At 68.0% G+C, this 15,749-nt stretch carries 15 protein-coding genes; 10 read left to right on the top strand and 5 right to left on the bottom strand.

Annotated features, from left to right (window positions below; genetic code table 11):
- Positions 1-82 precede the first annotated feature (82 nt).
- Genes mreC through LRS03_RS18535 form a run of 5 tightly spaced genes read left to right on the top strand, consistent with a single transcriptional unit; the run spans position 83 to position 5,747 of the window.
- Complete coding sequence (gene mreC / locus LRS03_RS18515; RefSeq protein ID WP_257827331.1) at positions 83-1,012, top strand: rod shape-determining protein MreC; 930 nt, start codon at positions 83-85, stop codon at positions 1,010-1,012.
- Entirely contained in the window at positions 1,009-1,527 is a 519-nt protein-coding gene (mreD, locus tag LRS03_RS18520) for a rod shape-determining protein MreD (protein WP_257827333.1), read from the top strand. Before mreC ends, mreD begins: the two co-directional genes overlap by 4 nt.
- Positions 1,528-1,536: 9 nt before the next feature.
- Complete coding sequence (gene mrdA, locus LRS03_RS18525) at positions 1,537-3,525, top strand: penicillin-binding protein 2 (RefSeq protein ID WP_257827336.1); 1,989 nt, start codon at positions 1,537-1,539, stop codon at positions 3,523-3,525.
- A 58-nt stretch (positions 3,526-3,583) separates the two neighbouring features.
- On the top strand, positions 3,584-4,738 hold the full coding sequence (gene rodA, locus LRS03_RS18530) for a rod shape-determining protein RodA (RefSeq protein WP_257827338.1): 1,155 nt from the start codon (positions 3,584-3,586) through the stop codon (positions 4,736-4,738).
- Positions 4,739-4,742: 4 nt separating this feature from the next.
- A complete protein-coding gene (locus LRS03_RS18535) occupies positions 4,743-5,747 on the top strand; it encodes an NAD(P)-dependent oxidoreductase (protein ID WP_257827340.1) in 1,005 nt (334 codons plus the stop codon).
- A 2-nt stretch (positions 5,748-5,749) separates the two neighbouring features.
- Here the strand turns inward: LRS03_RS18535 and LRS03_RS18540 are convergent, their stop codons facing one another.
- The 5 genes from LRS03_RS18540 to LRS03_RS18560 all read right to left on the bottom strand — a co-directional run bounded on the left by LRS03_RS18540 (position 5,750) and on the right by LRS03_RS18560 (position 11,185).
- A complete protein-coding gene (locus LRS03_RS18540; RefSeq protein WP_257827341.1) occupies positions 5,750-7,081 on the bottom strand; it encodes an MATE family efflux transporter in 1,332 nt (443 codons plus the stop codon).
- A gap of 104 nt (positions 7,082-7,185) precedes the next feature.
- Positions 7,186-8,244, bottom strand: a complete 1,059-nt coding sequence (locus LRS03_RS18545; RefSeq protein ID WP_257827343.1) for a patatin-like phospholipase family protein — start codon at positions 8,242-8,244, stop codon at positions 7,186-7,188.
- Between the two features lie 17 nt (positions 8,245-8,261).
- Positions 8,262-9,752 carry a sensor histidine kinase gene (locus LRS03_RS18550; protein WP_257829601.1) on the bottom strand — a complete coding sequence of 497 codons (1,491 nt, stop codon included), beginning with the start codon at positions 9,750-9,752 and terminating at the stop codon, positions 8,262-8,264.
- A 205-nt stretch (positions 9,753-9,957) separates the two neighbouring features.
- A complete protein-coding gene (locus tag LRS03_RS18555) occupies positions 9,958-10,629 on the bottom strand; it encodes a response regulator (protein ID WP_257827345.1) in 672 nt (223 codons plus the stop codon).
- 67 nt (positions 10,630-10,696) lie between these two features.
- Positions 10,697-11,185 carry a MarR family winged helix-turn-helix transcriptional regulator gene (locus LRS03_RS18560; RefSeq protein WP_257827348.1) on the bottom strand — a complete coding sequence of 163 codons (489 nt, stop codon included), beginning with the start codon at positions 11,183-11,185 and terminating at the stop codon, positions 10,697-10,699.
- A gap of 130 nt (positions 11,186-11,315) precedes the next feature.
- Between LRS03_RS18560 and recA the strand changes: the two genes are divergently transcribed.
- The 5 genes from recA to sucD all read left to right on the top strand — a co-directional run bounded on the left by recA (position 11,316) and on the right by sucD (position 15,747).
- A complete protein-coding gene (gene recA / locus LRS03_RS18565; RefSeq protein WP_257827350.1) occupies positions 11,316-12,413 on the top strand; it encodes a recombinase RecA in 1,098 nt (365 codons plus the stop codon).
- Between the two features lie 32 nt (positions 12,414-12,445).
- Entirely contained in the window at positions 12,446-12,937 is a 492-nt protein-coding gene (gene recX / locus LRS03_RS18570) for a recombination regulator RecX (protein ID WP_257827352.1), read from the top strand.
- 137 nt (positions 12,938-13,074) lie between these two features.
- Positions 13,075-13,662 carry a DUF2889 domain-containing protein gene (locus LRS03_RS18575; protein WP_257827353.1) on the top strand — a complete coding sequence of 196 codons (588 nt, stop codon included), beginning with the start codon at positions 13,075-13,077 and terminating at the stop codon, positions 13,660-13,662.
- A gap of 12 nt (positions 13,663-13,674) precedes the next feature.
- Positions 13,675-14,835 carry an ADP-forming succinate--CoA ligase subunit beta gene (gene sucC, locus LRS03_RS18580; protein ID WP_257827355.1) on the top strand — a complete coding sequence of 387 codons (1,161 nt, stop codon included), beginning with the start codon at positions 13,675-13,677 and terminating at the stop codon, positions 14,833-14,835.
- 18 nt (positions 14,836-14,853) lie between these two features.
- A complete protein-coding gene (gene sucD, locus LRS03_RS18585) occupies positions 14,854-15,747 on the top strand; it encodes a succinate--CoA ligase subunit alpha (RefSeq protein WP_257827357.1) in 894 nt (297 codons plus the stop codon).
- Positions 15,748-15,749: the final 2 nt, after the last annotated feature.

The following is a 15,749-nucleotide window of genomic DNA, read 5'->3' on the forward strand; positions in this document are numbered from 1 at the left end:
AGCCGGATCCTTGGGCGTGGCTTGAGATGTCGCTCGCTTCGCTTGCTCCGACAATCGGACTCTATTGGTTGTAGGCTGCAACATGCCGTTGGGAACCCTCGATCGAAGCCCGCCGCCCTTCTTCCGCCAGGGGCCGTCGGCGTTCACGCGTATGGTGTTTTTCTCGGCGCTGGCGCTCTTCCTGATGGTGGCCGACACCCGCTTCAAGGTGACCCAGCCCTTGCGCGCCGTGGTGGCGACCGTGCTCAACCCGGTCGAGCGGGTGCTGCGCACGCCGGTCGACCTGTGGAACGGGGCCGCCGACTACCTGACCGGCCTGCAGGAGGCACGCCGCGAAGAGACGCGCGCCAAGGTGCAGCTCGTGCAACAGGCCGAGCGGGCGGCCAAGGTTGAGCAGCTGCAGCAGGAAAACGCCCGCCTGCGCGCCCTGCTGGAGCTGCGCGGTGCGCTCAAGGTGCGCTCGCAGACGGCCGAGGTCTTGTACGACGCGCCCGACCCCTACTCCCGCAAGGTCATCATCGACCGTGGCAACCGCGACGGGCTGGTGCTGTCGTCGCCGGTGATCAACGAAGCCGGGGTGCTGGGCCAGGTGACGCGTGTCTACCCCTACAGCGCCGAGGTGACGCTGCTCACCGACAAGGAAGCCGCGATCCCAGTGCTCAACAGCCGCACCCAGGCGCGCAGTGCCGCTTTCGGCAACTCGGCTGGTGCCGGCCTCGAGCTGCGCTTCATGGCCGGCAACGCCGACGTGCAGGTCGGTGATTTGCTGTCGACCTCGGGTGTCGACGGTGTCTACCCGGCCGGCCTGCCGGTGGCCAAGGTGGTGAGCGTGGACCGCAAGGTCGAGACCGGCTTTGCCCGCATCGCACTCGCCCCCATCGCCGAGCCCGACAGCGTGCGCCATGTGCTGGTGCTGGAGCCAGTGGGCATCCAGATGCCGCCGCGGCCCGAGCCCGCGCCGGCCGACGATCCGGCCAAGTCGGCGAAGAAGGAAAAGGGTCCCAAGCGATGATGCCCCGTGGCGCCGACCAGCTGCTGCTGCCGGTCAACCCGTTCTTCATGTGGACCACGATGTTGCTGGCCTTCGCCTTCAACCTCGTGCCCTTCGGCCGCGTGGGCTACCTGCCCGACGTGCTGGCGCTGGTGCTGGTGTTCTGGAACGTGCACCAGCCGCGCCGGGTCGGCCTGGGGGCTGCTTTCGTCTTCGGCGTGCTGATGGACGTGCACGACAGCGCCGTGCTCGGCCAGCACGCCCTCGCCTACACGCTCCTGAGCTTCTTCGCGATCACCATCCACCGGCGCCTCTTGTGGTTCGGCGTGCTGTCGCAAGCGCTGCAGATCCTGCCGCTCTTCGTGGCGGCGCATGCCGTCTCGATGGTGGTGCGCATGATGGTCGGCGGCATGCTGCCCGGCTGGGAGGTGATGCTGGCGCCGGTGTTCGAGAGTCTCTTGTGGCCGGTGGTCTCGCTGGTACTGCTGGCGCCGCAGCGCCGCCCGCCGGACCCGGATCAAAACCGTCCCCTCTAGGCGGCCGTCATGACCGAGTTGCGCAACGTCGAACAGGAGATCGGGCGCTTCCGCACCCGCCTGCTGGCCGCCGCGGTGTTCGTGCTGCTGGCATTCGGCCTGCTCGCCGCACGCCTGGTGGTGCTGCAGGTGACGCGCCACGACGAGCTGTCGACCCAGGCCGAGAACAACCGCATTGCCGTCGTGCCCATCGTGCCCAACCGCGGGCTCATCGTCGACCGCAACGGCGTGGTGCTGGCCAACAACTACTCGGCCTACACGCTGGAGATCATGCCCTCGAAGGTGGCCGACCTCGAAGCCACGATCACCGGGCTCGAGTCGATCATCGAGATCCAGCCGCGCGACCGCAAGCGCTTCAAGCGGCTGCTGGAGGAAAGCAAGAGCTTCGAATCACTCCCCATTCGCACCAAGCTGACCGACGAGGAGGTCGCCCGCTTCACCGCGCAGCGTTTCCGTTTTCCCGGCGTCGACATCAAGGCGCGCCTCTTCCGCAATTACCCGCTCGGCGAGGTGGGCAGCCATGTGATCGGCTACATCGGCCGCATCAACCAGGCCGAGAAGGCCGCGATGGAAGACTGGGAAGAAGAGAAGCTCGACAACTACCGCGGCACCGAATACATCGGCAAGCTCGGCGTGGAGCAGAGCTATGAGTCGGAGCTGCATGGCCTGACCGGCGTCGAGGAGGTCGAGACGAGCGCCGGCGGCCGTGCGGTGCGCCGGCTCAAGAGCAGCCCGCCGACACCCGGCAACAAGCTCATCCTGTCGGTCGACATCCGCCTGCAGGCGCTGGTCGAGCAGCTCTACGGCGAGCGGCGCGGCGCGCTCGTCGCGCTCGACCCGCGCAACGGCGAGGTGCTCGCCTTCGTGAGCAAGCCCACCTTCGATCCCAACCTCTTCGTCGACGGCATCGACTTCGACTCCTGGAAGGAGCTGAACGAGTCGATCGACAAGCCGCTCCTGAACCGGGCGTTGCGCGGCACCTACCCGCCCGGCTCGACCTTCAAGCCCTTCATGGCGATGGCCGCCCTCAACTCCGGCAAGCGCAGCGCCACGCAGATCATCCACGACGGCGGCACCTTCGTCTTCGGCAACCACACCTTCCGCAGCCACGGCGACCACGGGCTCGGGCCGGTCGACATGGTGCGGGCGATCGCGCTCTCCAGCAACGTCTACTTCTATTCGCTCGCCAACGAGATGGGCGTCGACCTGATGCACGACGAGCTGGAGCCCTTCGGCTTCGGCCGCAAGACCGGCATCGACATCGAAGGCGAGGTGACCGGCCTGCTGCCGTCCACCGAATGGAAGCGCCGTGCCTACAAGAAGCCCGAGCAGCAGAAGTGGTACGCCGGCGAGACCATCTCGCTCGGCATCGGCCAGGGCTACAACAACTTCACCATGCTGCAGCTGGCGAGTGCGGTCTCCACGCTCGTCAGCAAGGGCGAGCGCTACAAGCCGCGGCTGGTGCGCGAGGTGGAAGACGTGGTCACCCGCGAGCGACGCCAGGTGGCCCATGCCGCGCTCGACTCGCTGCCGCTCAAGCCGGAACAGGTGGCGGTCGTCGTGCAGGGCATGCAGCAGGTGGTGACGGCGGGCACCGGCACGCGGGTGTTTGCCGGCGCCGGCTACACGAGCGGCGGCAAGACCGGCACGGCCCAGGCCGTCGGCGTGCGCGCCAACGAGAAGTACAACGCCAGCAAGCTCGAAGAGCACAAGCGCGACCACGCGCTCTACATCGCCTTCGCGCCGCTGGAGAACCCGACCATCGCGCTGGCCGTGATCGTCGAGAACGCCGGCTTCGGCGCGGCGAGTGCGGCACCGATCGCACGTCGCGTCATGGACTACGTGCTGCTTGGCCAGTACCCGAGCGAGGAAGACATCGCGCTCACCCGTGAAGGCAAATCGGCCGCGCCGGTCGGCAAGCCGCGCGTCGCCTCCGAGGTGCCGCTGCCGGGCGCCGCGGGCTTTGCCGCGGCGATGCCCGCCAAGGAGGGCCCGTGAGACACCCTGTGTCAACCTGCTGGGATCGGCCGACGTACCCGGCGGACGAGGGGATGCCATGAGCATCGTCTTCGAGAAGCCCTCGCTGTGGAACCGCATCAAGCCGATCTTCACCGGCTTCGACGGGCCGCTGCTTTTCGCCATCCTGTGGCTCGCGGGGCTGGGCTTGGTGACGATGTACTCGGCCGGCTTCGACCATGGCACCCGCTTCGTCGACCACGGCCGCAACATGCTGATCGCCTTCGCGATCCTCTTCGTGGTGGCGCAGGTGCCGCCGCAGAAGCTGATGCGCCTGGCGGTGCCGCTTTATGCAGCGGGCGTGCTGCTGCTGATCGCGGTGGCGCTCTTCGGCATCACCAAGAAAGGGGCGACACGCTGGCTCAACGTGGGGGTGGTGATCCAGCCGAGCGAGATGCTCAAGATCGCCGTGCCGCTGATGCTCGCGTGGTGGTTCCAGCGCCGCGAAGGGGCGCTGCGGGTGAGCGACTTCGTCATCGCGCTGCTGATCCTCGCGGTGCCGGTCGGGCTGATCGTCAAGCAGCCCGATCTCGGCACCGCCATCCTCGTGTTCTCGGCCGGGTTCTACGTGATCTTCTTCGCCGGCCTGTCGTGGAAGCTGATCGTGCCGGTGCTGGTGGTGGGTGTGGTCGGCATCACCGCGCTGGTGCTGTCGGAAGACCGCATCTGCCAGCCGGGCGTGGAGTGGCACGTGCTGCGCGAGTACCAGAAGAACCGCGTCTGCACCCTGCTCGACCCGACCGCCGACCCCTTGGGCAAAGGCTTCCACATCATCCAGGGCATGATCGCCATCGGCTCGGGCGGCCTGTCGGGCAAGGGCTTCATGAAGGGCACGCAGACCCACCTCGAATTCATCCCCGAGCGCACCACCGACTTCATCTTCGCGGCCTATTCCGAAGAATTCGGCCTGCTGGGCTTCGCACTGCTGCTGCTCGGCTTCATCTTCCTGATCTTTCGCGGGCTGATGATCGCGGCCGATGCGCCCAGCGTGTTCTCGCGCCTGTTGGCCGGCGCGATCACCCTGAGCTTCTTCACCTACGCCTTCGTCAACATGGGCATGGTGAGCGGCATCCTGCCGGTGGTGGGCGTGCCGCTGCCCTTCATCAGCTATGGCGGCACCGCGATGGTCACGCTCGGGCTGGGCTTGGGCATGCTGATGTCGATCGCGAAGAGCCGGCGGTTCATCCGACGCTGAGGGCATGGTCACCGAGCCCGCCGAAGCGAGCCCGAGCGCCGGGCCGCCCCAAGCCGGGCTCGATCCCCTCGGGGGATCGGGCACCGTACCCGGTGCCCGAGGGGCCGACATGATCCCGGTGGCGTGGCCCGTGCCCCGCGTGGGCATCATCGGTGTCGGCAACATGGGTGGCGCGATGGCGGCGCGTCTGTTGTCGCAGCAGTACCTGGTCGCCGTGCACGACATCGACGCCCAGCGCGAGGCGCAGGCGGTGGCGCTGGGCGCGATGGCCTGCTCGACGCCCACGGGTCTGGCCGCGTCGAGCGACGTGGTGATCGTCGCGGTGGTCGACGCGGCGCAGACCGAGGCGGTGCTCTTCGGCGATCACGGCGCGGCGCAGGTGCTGGCACCGGGATCGGCGGTGATGCTGTGCCCGACCATCGCACCGGCCGACACCGAGCGGCTGGTGCAGGCCCTCGTCGCACGTGGCATCGACTGGTTCGACGCGCCGATGTCGGGCGGCCCCGAGCGGGCGCGCGACGGGAGCATGAGCCTGATGCTCGCCTGCGAACACCGCGTGCTGGAGCGCCACCGTGCACTGGTCGAAACGCTCTCGTCCAAGGTCTTCCACCTCGGCGAGCGCCCGGGCGACGGCGCGCGCACCAAGCTCGTCAACAACCTGCTCGCCGGCATCAACCTCGCCGGCGCCGCCGAAGCGCTGGCGCTCGCCTCGCGCCTGGGCCTGAACCTGCCGCGCACGCTGGCGGTGATCGAGCAGAGCAGCGGGCAGAGTTGGATCGGCAGCGACCGCCTGCGCCGCGCCTTGCAGGGCGACTACCTGCCGCGTGCGCACACGAGCCTCTTGAACAAGGACACCCACCTCGCGCTCGGCATGGCGCGAGAGGCCGGTGTCGACACACCGATTGGCGCGCAGGCCGCAGCCGTCTTCGCGCAGGCCTGCGAGCGCGGGCTGGCGGGCATGGACGACGCGATCGTCTTCGAGCTCCTGCGTCGCCGCGAGCGCGGCTGAACTCAGCCTGCCGCCAGCGCGCTGCGCTGGCGCGTCAGCCGCCGGTGCGTGGCGCGTGCGGCCGGCACCCAGCCGCGCCGCCACCAGCGGGCGCACATCGTGAGGCCACGCACCCACTCGTCGGCCGCGTAGGCGATCCACACGCCCACGAGGCCGAGCCCCATCACGCTGCCCAGCAGCCAGGCACCGCCGGCCATCACGAACACCATCGAGGCGATGCCCGCCAGCACCGGGAAGCGCGCATCGCCGGTGGCCCGCAGCGCGTTGATGACGACGAGGTTGAAGGTGCGGCCCGGCTCCAGCAGCACCGTGATCCACAGGAGCGTGCTGGCCTGCGCGACGATGGCTTCGTCGTGCGTGAAGTGCCGCATCAGCCACGGCCCGGCGAGCGCGGCCAGCAACGCGATGCCAGTCGACACGACGAGGCCGTAGCGCACGCTCTTGCGCACCAGCGCATGTGCCGCGTGCAGCTGGCGCGCGCCCACCAGGTGGCCGACGAGGATCTCGCTCGCAAAGCCGATCGCCAGCCCGAAGACGAGGATGAAATACATCAGCTGCATCGTGTAGCTGTGCGTGGCCAGCGCATCCGTGCCCATGCCCGCCGCGAGCGCGATGGTCACCATCAGTGCCAGCCGGTAGGCGATGTTTTCGGCCGCGCCCGGCAGGCCGATGTGCAGCACCGGCGCGAGTCGCCCCCATTGCAGCCGCCACCAGTCGGCCGCGTGTGGCACGAGCTGCAGGCGCCAGCGCCACAGCAGCAGGTGGAAGCCCATGCCGAAGGCCCGGCTCACCGCCGCGGCCACGGCGTACCCGGCCAGCCCCATCGACGGCATCAGCACAAGCGACAGCGCGAGGTGCAGGCCGTGCATCGCGAGCATGTTGTAGAGCGTGTCGCGTGCATGCATGTGGGCGCGGATCACGGCGGCCATGCTGGCGTTGAAGGCGTCGAGCGCGAGCGCGATCGCGAGGATGCGCAGGTAGGGCGTGGCCAGCGGCAGCACCTCGTGGGGCGCGTTCATCACCCGCAACAGCGGTGTGGCAAAGATCGTGAGCGCCAGCGCGGCGCCCAGGCCCAGCCAGGTGCTCGCGGCCAGCGAGGCGCGGGCGGTGAGGTCGGCGCTCGCGCGGTCGCCGGCGCCGAGGTTCTGGCTGATCACCACGCTCACGCCCATGCTGATGATGCGAAACAGCAGGAAGAACGAGACCTGCACATGGTTCGACAGCGCGAACGCACCCGACGCGCTGTCGGACACGCGCGAGGCGAGCCACAGGCCCGCCACGCCCACGGCCATGCCGAGCACCAGCTCGGCAAGCAAGGGCCAGGTCAGCGCCACGAGGCTCGGGCGCGGGGGGAAGAGATAGCTGCGGAGGCGGAAGACATCCCGCCATCATCCGCGTTCGGCGGTTACGGCGTGGTTTCGTCCAGCCGCGGTGGCGCTCAACCCCGGGCGTGGGGCTTGCGCGGCGTGAGGAACTCGCGCTCCACATCGAGCGTGCCGCGCACGCCGATGTCGGCCTTGTGCGCCTTCAGCCACGCGTGGGCGGCGTTGCGGCCCATGTCGCGCAGCCGTTCGAGGAAGGCGCGGTCGGTGTTGAACTTGGTGTTGGGGCCGAGCGGGCTCAAGGCCTCGTCGTCGGCCACCATGTGCAGGCGCAGGTCCTTGTACTTGCCGGGGTCGAGCTTGCCCTCGCGCATCAGCCGTGAGACGAAGGCGATGGCGCGCATCTCGCCCATCAGGCTGGCGTTGAAGGTGATCTCGCTCAGGCGGTCGAGGATCTCTTCGCTGCGCGTCGGCGTGCCGGGGCGCACCAGTGGGTTGATGCGCACCATCAGGATGTCGAGCGACTCGGTGTTGTAGATCAGCGGGTAGATCGCCGGGTTGCCGGTGTAGCCGCCGTCCCAGTAGGGCTCGCCGTCGATCTCGACCGCCTGGAAGAGGAAGGGCAGACAGGCCGAGGCCAGCAGGGCATCGAGGGTCAGGTCCGGGCGCGTGAACACCCGCGCCTGGCCGGTGGTGACGTTGGTGGCGGTGACGAAGAGCGCGAACCTGCAGCTGTGCAGCGCGTCTTCGTCGACATGGCGGCGCACCACGTCGCGCAGCGGGTTCAGGTTGAGCGGGTTGAACTCGTAGGGACTGAACGAACGGAAGAAGGCGCTGACCCACTGGTAGCCCGGCAGGCGGTCGAGCTGCAGGCTGTCGTGCAGGCCGTGGGCCTGGCCGGCCGAGAAGGGCGAGAAGATCGAGCCGGAGCGGCTGACGTCGAGCCAGAACTCAGCCAGCGCCTTGCGAGCGCCCGGGCGCTCGCCTTTGTGGAAGCCGGTGGCCATCACCGCCGCATTGAGTGCGCCGGCGCTCGTGCCCGAGATGCCGCTGAAGCGGATGTCTTCGTCTTCCAGCAGCCGGTCGAGCACGCCCCAGGTGAAGGCGCCGTGCGAGCCGCCGCCCTGCAGGGCGAGGTCGAGGTGGCGGATGGAAGCGGGTGCGGAAGACGGCATGGGGGTTGCGGCGCAGTCTAGTCGTGTGCGTCGGCAGACGGCGGGGTGGGGTTGTCGTCCGAGGCCGGGGCGGCGGCAAAGCGCACCGTGAAGCGTGCGCCCGGCCCGAAGGCGGCGTCGCCGTGGTCGGTCAGGATGCCGCTGCGCAGGCGCAGGTTGGCGTCTTCAAGAGCGATCTCGGCGTGGTGCTGCTGGGCGATCTCTTTGACGATGGCCAGGCCGAGGCCCGAGCCGTCGACGTTGGTGCCGAGGGCGCGGTAGAAGGGCTGGAACACCTTGTCGCGCTCGGCCGGGGCGATGCCGGGCCCCGAGTCTTCGACCTGCAGCACCACGACCTGACCGAAAGGGTCGTCTACCACACGCACGGTCACGGTGCCGCCTTCGGGCGTGTACTGCAGTGCGTTGTCGACGAGGTTGCGCACCAGCTCACGCAGCAGCACCGGCTGGCCCTGCACCATCAGCCCGGGCGGGTGGCGCTCGCCGGTGGCGGGGCCCTCGTAGCCGAGGTCGATGCGTTTTTCGAGCGCCCGTGGCACGAAGTCGCGCACCACCTCGGTGGCCACGCGCGCCAGGTTGACCGGCTGGTGCGTCTGCGCCTGCGAGGCGTCTTCGGCGCGGGCCATCGCGAGCAGCTGGTTGACCATGCGCGCGGCGCGCTGGCTGCTGCGGGCGATCTGCTGCAGCGACTTCTTCAGCGACTGCGGGTCGGTCTGCCCGGCGTCGATTTCGCGCTGGGCGAGTTCGGCCTGGGTGCGCAGGCCGGCGAGCGGGGTCTTGAGCTGGTGCGCGGCGTCGGCAAGGAAATGCTTCTGCGTGCTGATGCTGCGGTCGAGGCGCATCAGCAGGTCGTTGATCGCGCGCACGAGCGGCGACACCTCTTCGGGCACCTCGCGTTCGTCGATCGGGCTCAGGTCGTGGCTTTCGCGGTGGCGGATGCGCTGCTGCAGCTCGTTGAGCGGCGCGATGCCGCGCACGAGTGCCAGCCACACCAGCAGCACCGCCAGCGGGAGGATCACGAACTGCGGCAGCATCACGCCCTTGATGATCTCGGTGGCCAGGCGCGAGCGTTTGCCGAGCGTCTCGGCCGCCTGCACGAGCGCCGGCGGGCCCCCGGGCGCGCCGGGCAGCGTCACCCACTGGTAGGCCACACGCACCGGCTCGCCGCCGATGGTGTCGTCGCGGAAGCGCAGCTGGCCCTGGGGGCCGCGGTCCTCGTCGGGCGGCACCGGCAGATGGCGATCGCCGCTCAGGAACTCGCCGCGCAGGCCCAGCACCTGGTAGTACAGCGTGTCGGTTTCGTCGGTCTGCAGCAGATCGGCGGTGCCGCGGGTAAGCGAGAAGTTCGCGCGCGGGGTGCCATCGGCCTGCAGCTGCAGCACGATCTGCTGCGAGAGCAGGCGCGTCAGCTCGCCGAGCTGGCGGTCGAAGGGCTTGTTGGCGATGCCCTGTGCGACCAGCCAGGTCAGCACGACGCTCATCGGCCACAGCAGCAGCAGCGGGGCGAGCATCCAGTCGAGGATCTCGCCGAAAAGAGAGCGCTGTTCGCGACGGATCACGGGCGTCCGGCGCCGGGCCGCCCCAAGCCGGACGGCGCCCGTTGGGGGCTGAGCCCGGACGTCAACAGTCCTGAGGACTGTTGGCGCCTGGCGAAGAGCTGGACCTCTGGGCCAGCGCGGCCTGCAAGGCAGCAGCGCAGCGACTGGGGGGCTGTCATCAGCTCGAGATCTTTTCCAGGCAATAGCCCAGGCCGCGCACAGTTGCAATGCGGATCGGGCCTTGCTCGATCTTCTTGCGCAGCCGGTGGATGTAGACCTCGATCGCGTTGTTGCTCACCTCTTCGCCCCATTCGCACAGGCGCTCGACGAGGTGGTCTTTGCTGACCAGCCGGCCGGCGCGCTGCAGCAGCGCTTCCAGCAGGCTCAGCTCGCGCGCCGAGAGTTCGATCATTTGGTCGTTGATGTAGGCCACGCGGCCGGTGGCGTCGAAGGTGAGCGGGCCATGCTTGATGATGCTCGACGCGGTGCCGAGGCCGCGGCGTGTCAAGGCCCGCACGCGCGCTTCGAGCTCCTGCAGCGAGAAGGGCTTGGCCATGTAGTCGTCGGCACCGAGGTCGAGGCCCTTCACGCGCTGCTCGACGCTGTCGGCCGCGGTGAGGATCAGCACCGGCACCGCCGAGCCGCGCGCACGCAGCTTGCGCAGCACCTCCAGGCCGTGCAGCTTTGGCAGGCCGAGGTCGAGGATCAAGAGGTCGAACTCGTGCGAGCCGAGCGCCGCATCGGCCTCGGAACCGCTGGCCACGGCGTCGACCGCATAGCCGGTGTTGCGCAGCGTGCGCAAGAGGCCGTCTGCGAGGACCTGATCGTCTTCGGCAATCAGTATCCGCATCGCTGTCTCCTTGGGGTTGTCTCGCCGCCAGTGTGAATGAAATTGCTGACGCCAACCATGCGGGCGATCAAGCGGGTGGCCAGCCGCCGGCATAGGCTTCCAAGCCGAGGGCGACGACGGTGGCCACCTCGGCGCCCACCTCGGCGCGGAATTCGCGGTCGGCCTGCGCCACCGCCTGCTCGAAGGCCTTGAGCCAGGCGAGGCCGGTGTCGGTGAAAACCACCCGCCGGGCGCGTTTGTCGCGGTCGTCGGCTTCGCGCTTGACTAGGCCCCAGGCCTCGCACTGGTCGACCAGGTCGCCCATCGCCTGCTTGCTCATGCCGGCGCGCGCGGCGAGCTCGGTGAGGCGCGAGCCTTCGAGCGCCAGGTGGCGGGTGATGTGGATGTGGGCGGCGGTCACCTGCGCCCGCGCCGCGAGGTTGGACAAGGCGAGCGGCACCTCGACGTTGCGCGCCATCAAGGCCAGCACCCGCTCGTCGAAACGGCGCAGCGCGTGGCCGAGCAGGCGGCCGAGGTGGGTCTGGCGCCAGGCGTCCTGGGGGTCGGGAACCGTCATCGCCAGATCGTAAGGCAAACTGACCAAAAAGCAGGTTTACTTCGGTCTACTCCGCTTGCAGAATGCTGTTCATTCATCCAGGCTGTTGTTTTCAGCAGCTGGCAACCTGTTGATCTACAAGGAGAAATTCATGGACGCACCCGTCAAGGCCCTGAACACCGAAAAGGCCAAGGCCTTGCAAGCCGCACTCGCCCAGATCGAAAAGCAGTTCGGCAAGGGCTCCATCATGAAGCTCGGCGAAGGCGAGAAGATCGAGGACATCGAGGTCGTCTCGACCGGCTCGCTGGGCCTGGACATTGCGCTGGGCGTCGGCGGCCTGCCGCGCGGGCGCGTGGTCGAGATCTACGGTCCGGAGTCGTCGGGCAAGACCACGCTCACGCTGCAGGTGATCGCCGAGATGCAGAAGCAAGGCGGCACCTGCGCCTTCATCGACGCCGAGCATGCGCTCGACACGTCGTATGCCCAGAAGCTCGGTGTCAACCTGCAGGAGCTCCTGATCAGCCAGCCCGACACCGGCGAGCAGGCGCTGGAAATCGTTGACGCCCTGGTGCGCTCGGGCTCGGTGGATCTCGTGGTGGTCGACTCGGTGGCTGCGCTCACGCCCAAGGCCGAAATCGAAGGCGAGATGGGCGATTCGCTGCCCGGCCTGCAGGCGCGCCTGATGAGCCAGGCGCTGCGCAAGCTCACCGCCACCATCAAGAAGACCAACACCATGGTCATCTTCATCAACCAGATCCGCATGAAGATCGGCGTGATGTTCGGCTCGCCCGAGACGACGACCGGCGGCAACGCGCTCAAGTTCTACGCCTCGGTGCGGCTGGACATCCGCCGCATCGGCAGCATCAAGAAGGGCGAAGAGGTCATCGGCAACGAGACCAAGGTGAAGGTGGTGAAGAACAAGGTCTCGCCCCCGTTCAAGACGGCCGAGTTCGACATCCTCTACGGCCAGGGCATCAGCCGCGAAGGTGAGGTGATCGACATGGGCGTCGAGGCCAAGATCCTCGAGAAGAGTGGCTCCTGGTTTGCCTACAACGGCGAGAAGATCGGCCAGGGCAAGGACAACGCGCGCGAGTTCCTGCGCGAGAACCCGGTGCTGGCGGTGGAGATCGAGAACAAGGTGCGTGAGGCGATGGGCATTCCGCTGCTGCCGACGGCCGCAGGGGGCGAGGCGGCGGCGCCGGCGCCCAAGCGAGGCCGTGCCGCCAAGGAAGCGGCGGTCGAGGAATAAGCCGCCCGCATGACGCCGCGTCGCGCGCTCGAATGAGGCCCCGCCTGTCGCTCAAGGGGCGGGGCTTGCAGATCCTGGCCCAGCGCGAGCACAGCCGCAGCGAACTGCGGCGCAAGCTGATGGTCCACGCCCGCAAGCCAGCGGGTGAGGGCGAAACGCCGGTCGACGAGGACACGGCGGCCGAGCAGGTCGAGGCGGTACTCGACTGGCTGCAGGCCAACCGCTACCTGAGTGAGGAGCGCTTCGCCGAAAGCCGCATCCACGCCCGCGCAGGGCGTTACGGCAACCTGCGCATCCAGCAGGAACTGGCGCAGCACGGCGTGGCGCTCGGTGCCGAGGCGGTGCAGCAGCTCAAGGGCAGCGAAGCCGCCCGCGCCCGCGAGGTCTGGGCGCGCAAGTTCGACCGCCCGCCGCAAGACGCCGCCGAGCGTGCACGCCAGATGCGCTTTCTCGCGGCGCGGGGTTTTTCCGGCGACGCGATCCGGCGCGCGCTGCGGGGCGGCGCCGACGACGAATCGGCCTGACGGCACCGACCCGACGCACCGCGCGGGTTCCGCACGAGCGCGCTAATTTGGTGCGGTGCGGAATGCTAAAGTGCCGAGCTTTCGCGGTCCCGTCACATTGCATGGGACCAGCCCCTCCGCCAGACCCACCCGCCCCGATGGCTTTGCCTGCCGCCGCGCCCGAGCGCCAGCTCAAGCACACACGTTGCATCGATGTGCAAGTGTTTGCGCGTGGCAATGGGCTGTGGGAGGTCGACGCCGTCATCACCGACGTCAAGACCCGCGACACCGAATTTCGCCGCGCCGGCGAACCCATCCACGACATGCTGCTGCGTCTGGTCATCGACGAGCAGTTCAACGTGCTCGAAGCCGGCTCCGAAACCCGCGGCATGCCCTACCCCGGCGCGTGCGATGCGCATGGCGACGCCTACGCGAAGCTGGTCGGCCTGAACCTCATGCGCGGCTTCCGCTATGCCGTCTACGAGCGCCTCGGCGGCATTGCCGGTTGCACCCACCTGACGGAGTTGACCCAGGTGCTGCCCACGGCCGTGGTGCAGGCGTTTGCCGGCGAGGTGATCAACACCCGCGGCGACGCGGCCGACGCTAAACAACCCTTCCAGCTCGACCGCTGCCACGCGCTGCGCACCGACGGCCCGACCGTCAAGCTGCACTACCCGCGCTGGTACCGGCCGACCTCGCCCGAAGTTCTACCCCCAGCTGTCAAACGTTCCCTGCAAACCGAGTGAAGAGAGTCCGCGATGAAAATCCATGAGTACCAAGGCAAGGAAATCCTGCGCCAGGCCGGCGTGCCGGTTCCCCGCGGCTATCCCGCATTCAGCGTGCAGGAGGCCTTCGAAGCCGCCCAGAAGTTGGGTGGTCCGGTGTGGGTGGTGAAGGCCCAGATCCACGCCGGTGGGCGCGGCAAGGGCGGCGGCGTCAAGCTCGCCCGCTCGCTCGATGATGTGAAGACGCTGTCGGGCCAGATCCTCGGCATGCAGCTCAAGACGCACCAGACCGGGCCCGAAGGCCAGAAGGTGCGCCGCCTGCTGATCGAAGAAGGCGCCGACATCAAGAAGGAGTACTACGTTGCCGCGGTCACCGACCGCGCCACGCAGAAGGTCGCGATGATGGCCAGCTCCGAAGGCGGCATGGACATCGAAGAGGTGGCCCACAACACGCCCGAGAAGATCATCAAGGTCTTCATCGACCCGCTGGTGGGCATGACCGACGCGCAGGGCGCCGAACTGGCCAAGGGCATCGGCGTGCCCGAGGCCTCGCAGGCGCAAGCCATCGATGTCTTCAAGAAGCTCTACAAGGTCTACATGGACACCGACTCGTCGCTGGCCGAGATCAACCCGCTGATTCTTGAAGGCAACGGCAACATCAAGGCGCTGGATGCGAAGTTCAACTTCGACAGCAACGCCCTCTTCCGCCACCCCGAGATCGTGGCCTACCGCGACCTCGACGAGGAAGATCCGGCCGAAATCGAAGCCAGCAAGTTCGACCTCGCCTACATCCAGCTCGACGGCAACATCGGCTGCCTGGTCAACGGCGCCGGCCTCGCGATGGCCACGATGGACACCATCAAGCTCTTCGGCGGAGAGCCCGCCAACTTCCTCGACGTGGGCGGCGGCGCCACGGCCGAGAAGGTGACCGAAGCCTTCAAGATCATGTTGAAGAGCCCCAAGGTGAAGGCGATCCTCGTCAACATCTTCGGCGGCATCATGCGCTGCGACACCATCGCCGAAGGCGTGATCGCCGCGTGCAAGGCGGTGAACCTGCAGGTGCCGCTGGTCGTGCGCATGAAGGGCACGAACGAAGAGCTGGGCAAGAAGATGCTCGCCGAGTCCGGCCTGCCCATCATCAGCGCCGACTCGATGGCCGAGGCCGCGCAAAAAGTGATGGCCGCCCTGAAGTAATCACGCTAGGACACGAACATGAGCATCCTCATCAACAAAGACACCAAGGTCATCACCCAGGGCATCACGGGCAAGACGGGCCAATTCCACACGCTCGGCTGCCAGGCCTATGCCAATGGCAAGAACGCGTTCGTCGCCGGCGTGAACCCGAAGAAGGCCGGCGAGAAGTTCTCCGACATTCCCATCTACGCCTCCGTCAAGGAAGCCAAGGCGCAGACCGGCGCCACCGTCTCGGTGATCTACGTGCCGCCCGCCGGCGCCGCGGCCGCGATCTGGGAAGCCGTCGAGGCCGACCTGGATCTGGCCATCTGCATCACCGAAGGCATTCCCATCCGCGACATGCTGGAAGTGCGCAACAAGATGAAGGTCAAGGAAGCCAAGGGCGGCAAGAAGACGTTGCTGCTCGGCCCGAACTGTCCCGGCCTCATCACGCCCGAAGAAATCAAGATCGGCATCATGCCGGGCCACATCCACAAGAAGGGCCGCATCGGCGTGGTGAGCCGCTCCGGCACGCTGACCTATGAAGCCGTGGCGCAGCTCACCGACCTGGGCATCGGCCAGTCGAGCGCGGTCGGCATCGGCGGTGACCCGATCAACGGCCTGAAGCACATCGACGTGATGAAGCTCTTCAACGACGACCCCGACACCGACGCCGTCATCATGATCGGCGAGATTGGCGGGCCCGATGAAGCTGACGCCGCCCGCTGGTGCAAGGCCAACATGAAGAAGCCGATCGTCGGCTTCATCGCGGGAGTGACCGCGCCTCCGGGCAAGCGCATGGGCCACGCCGGCGCGCTGATCTCGGGCGGTGCCGACACGGCCGATGCCAAGCTCGCCATCATGGAAGAGTGCGGCTTCACCGTGACGCGCAACCCGTCGGAGATGGGCAAGCTGCTCAAGGGCCTGCTCTGACC

The sequence above is a fragment of the Rhizobacter sp. J219 genome (assembly GCF_024700055.1).
Classification (GTDB): Bacteria; Pseudomonadota; Gammaproteobacteria; order Burkholderiales; family Burkholderiaceae_C; genus Rhizobacter.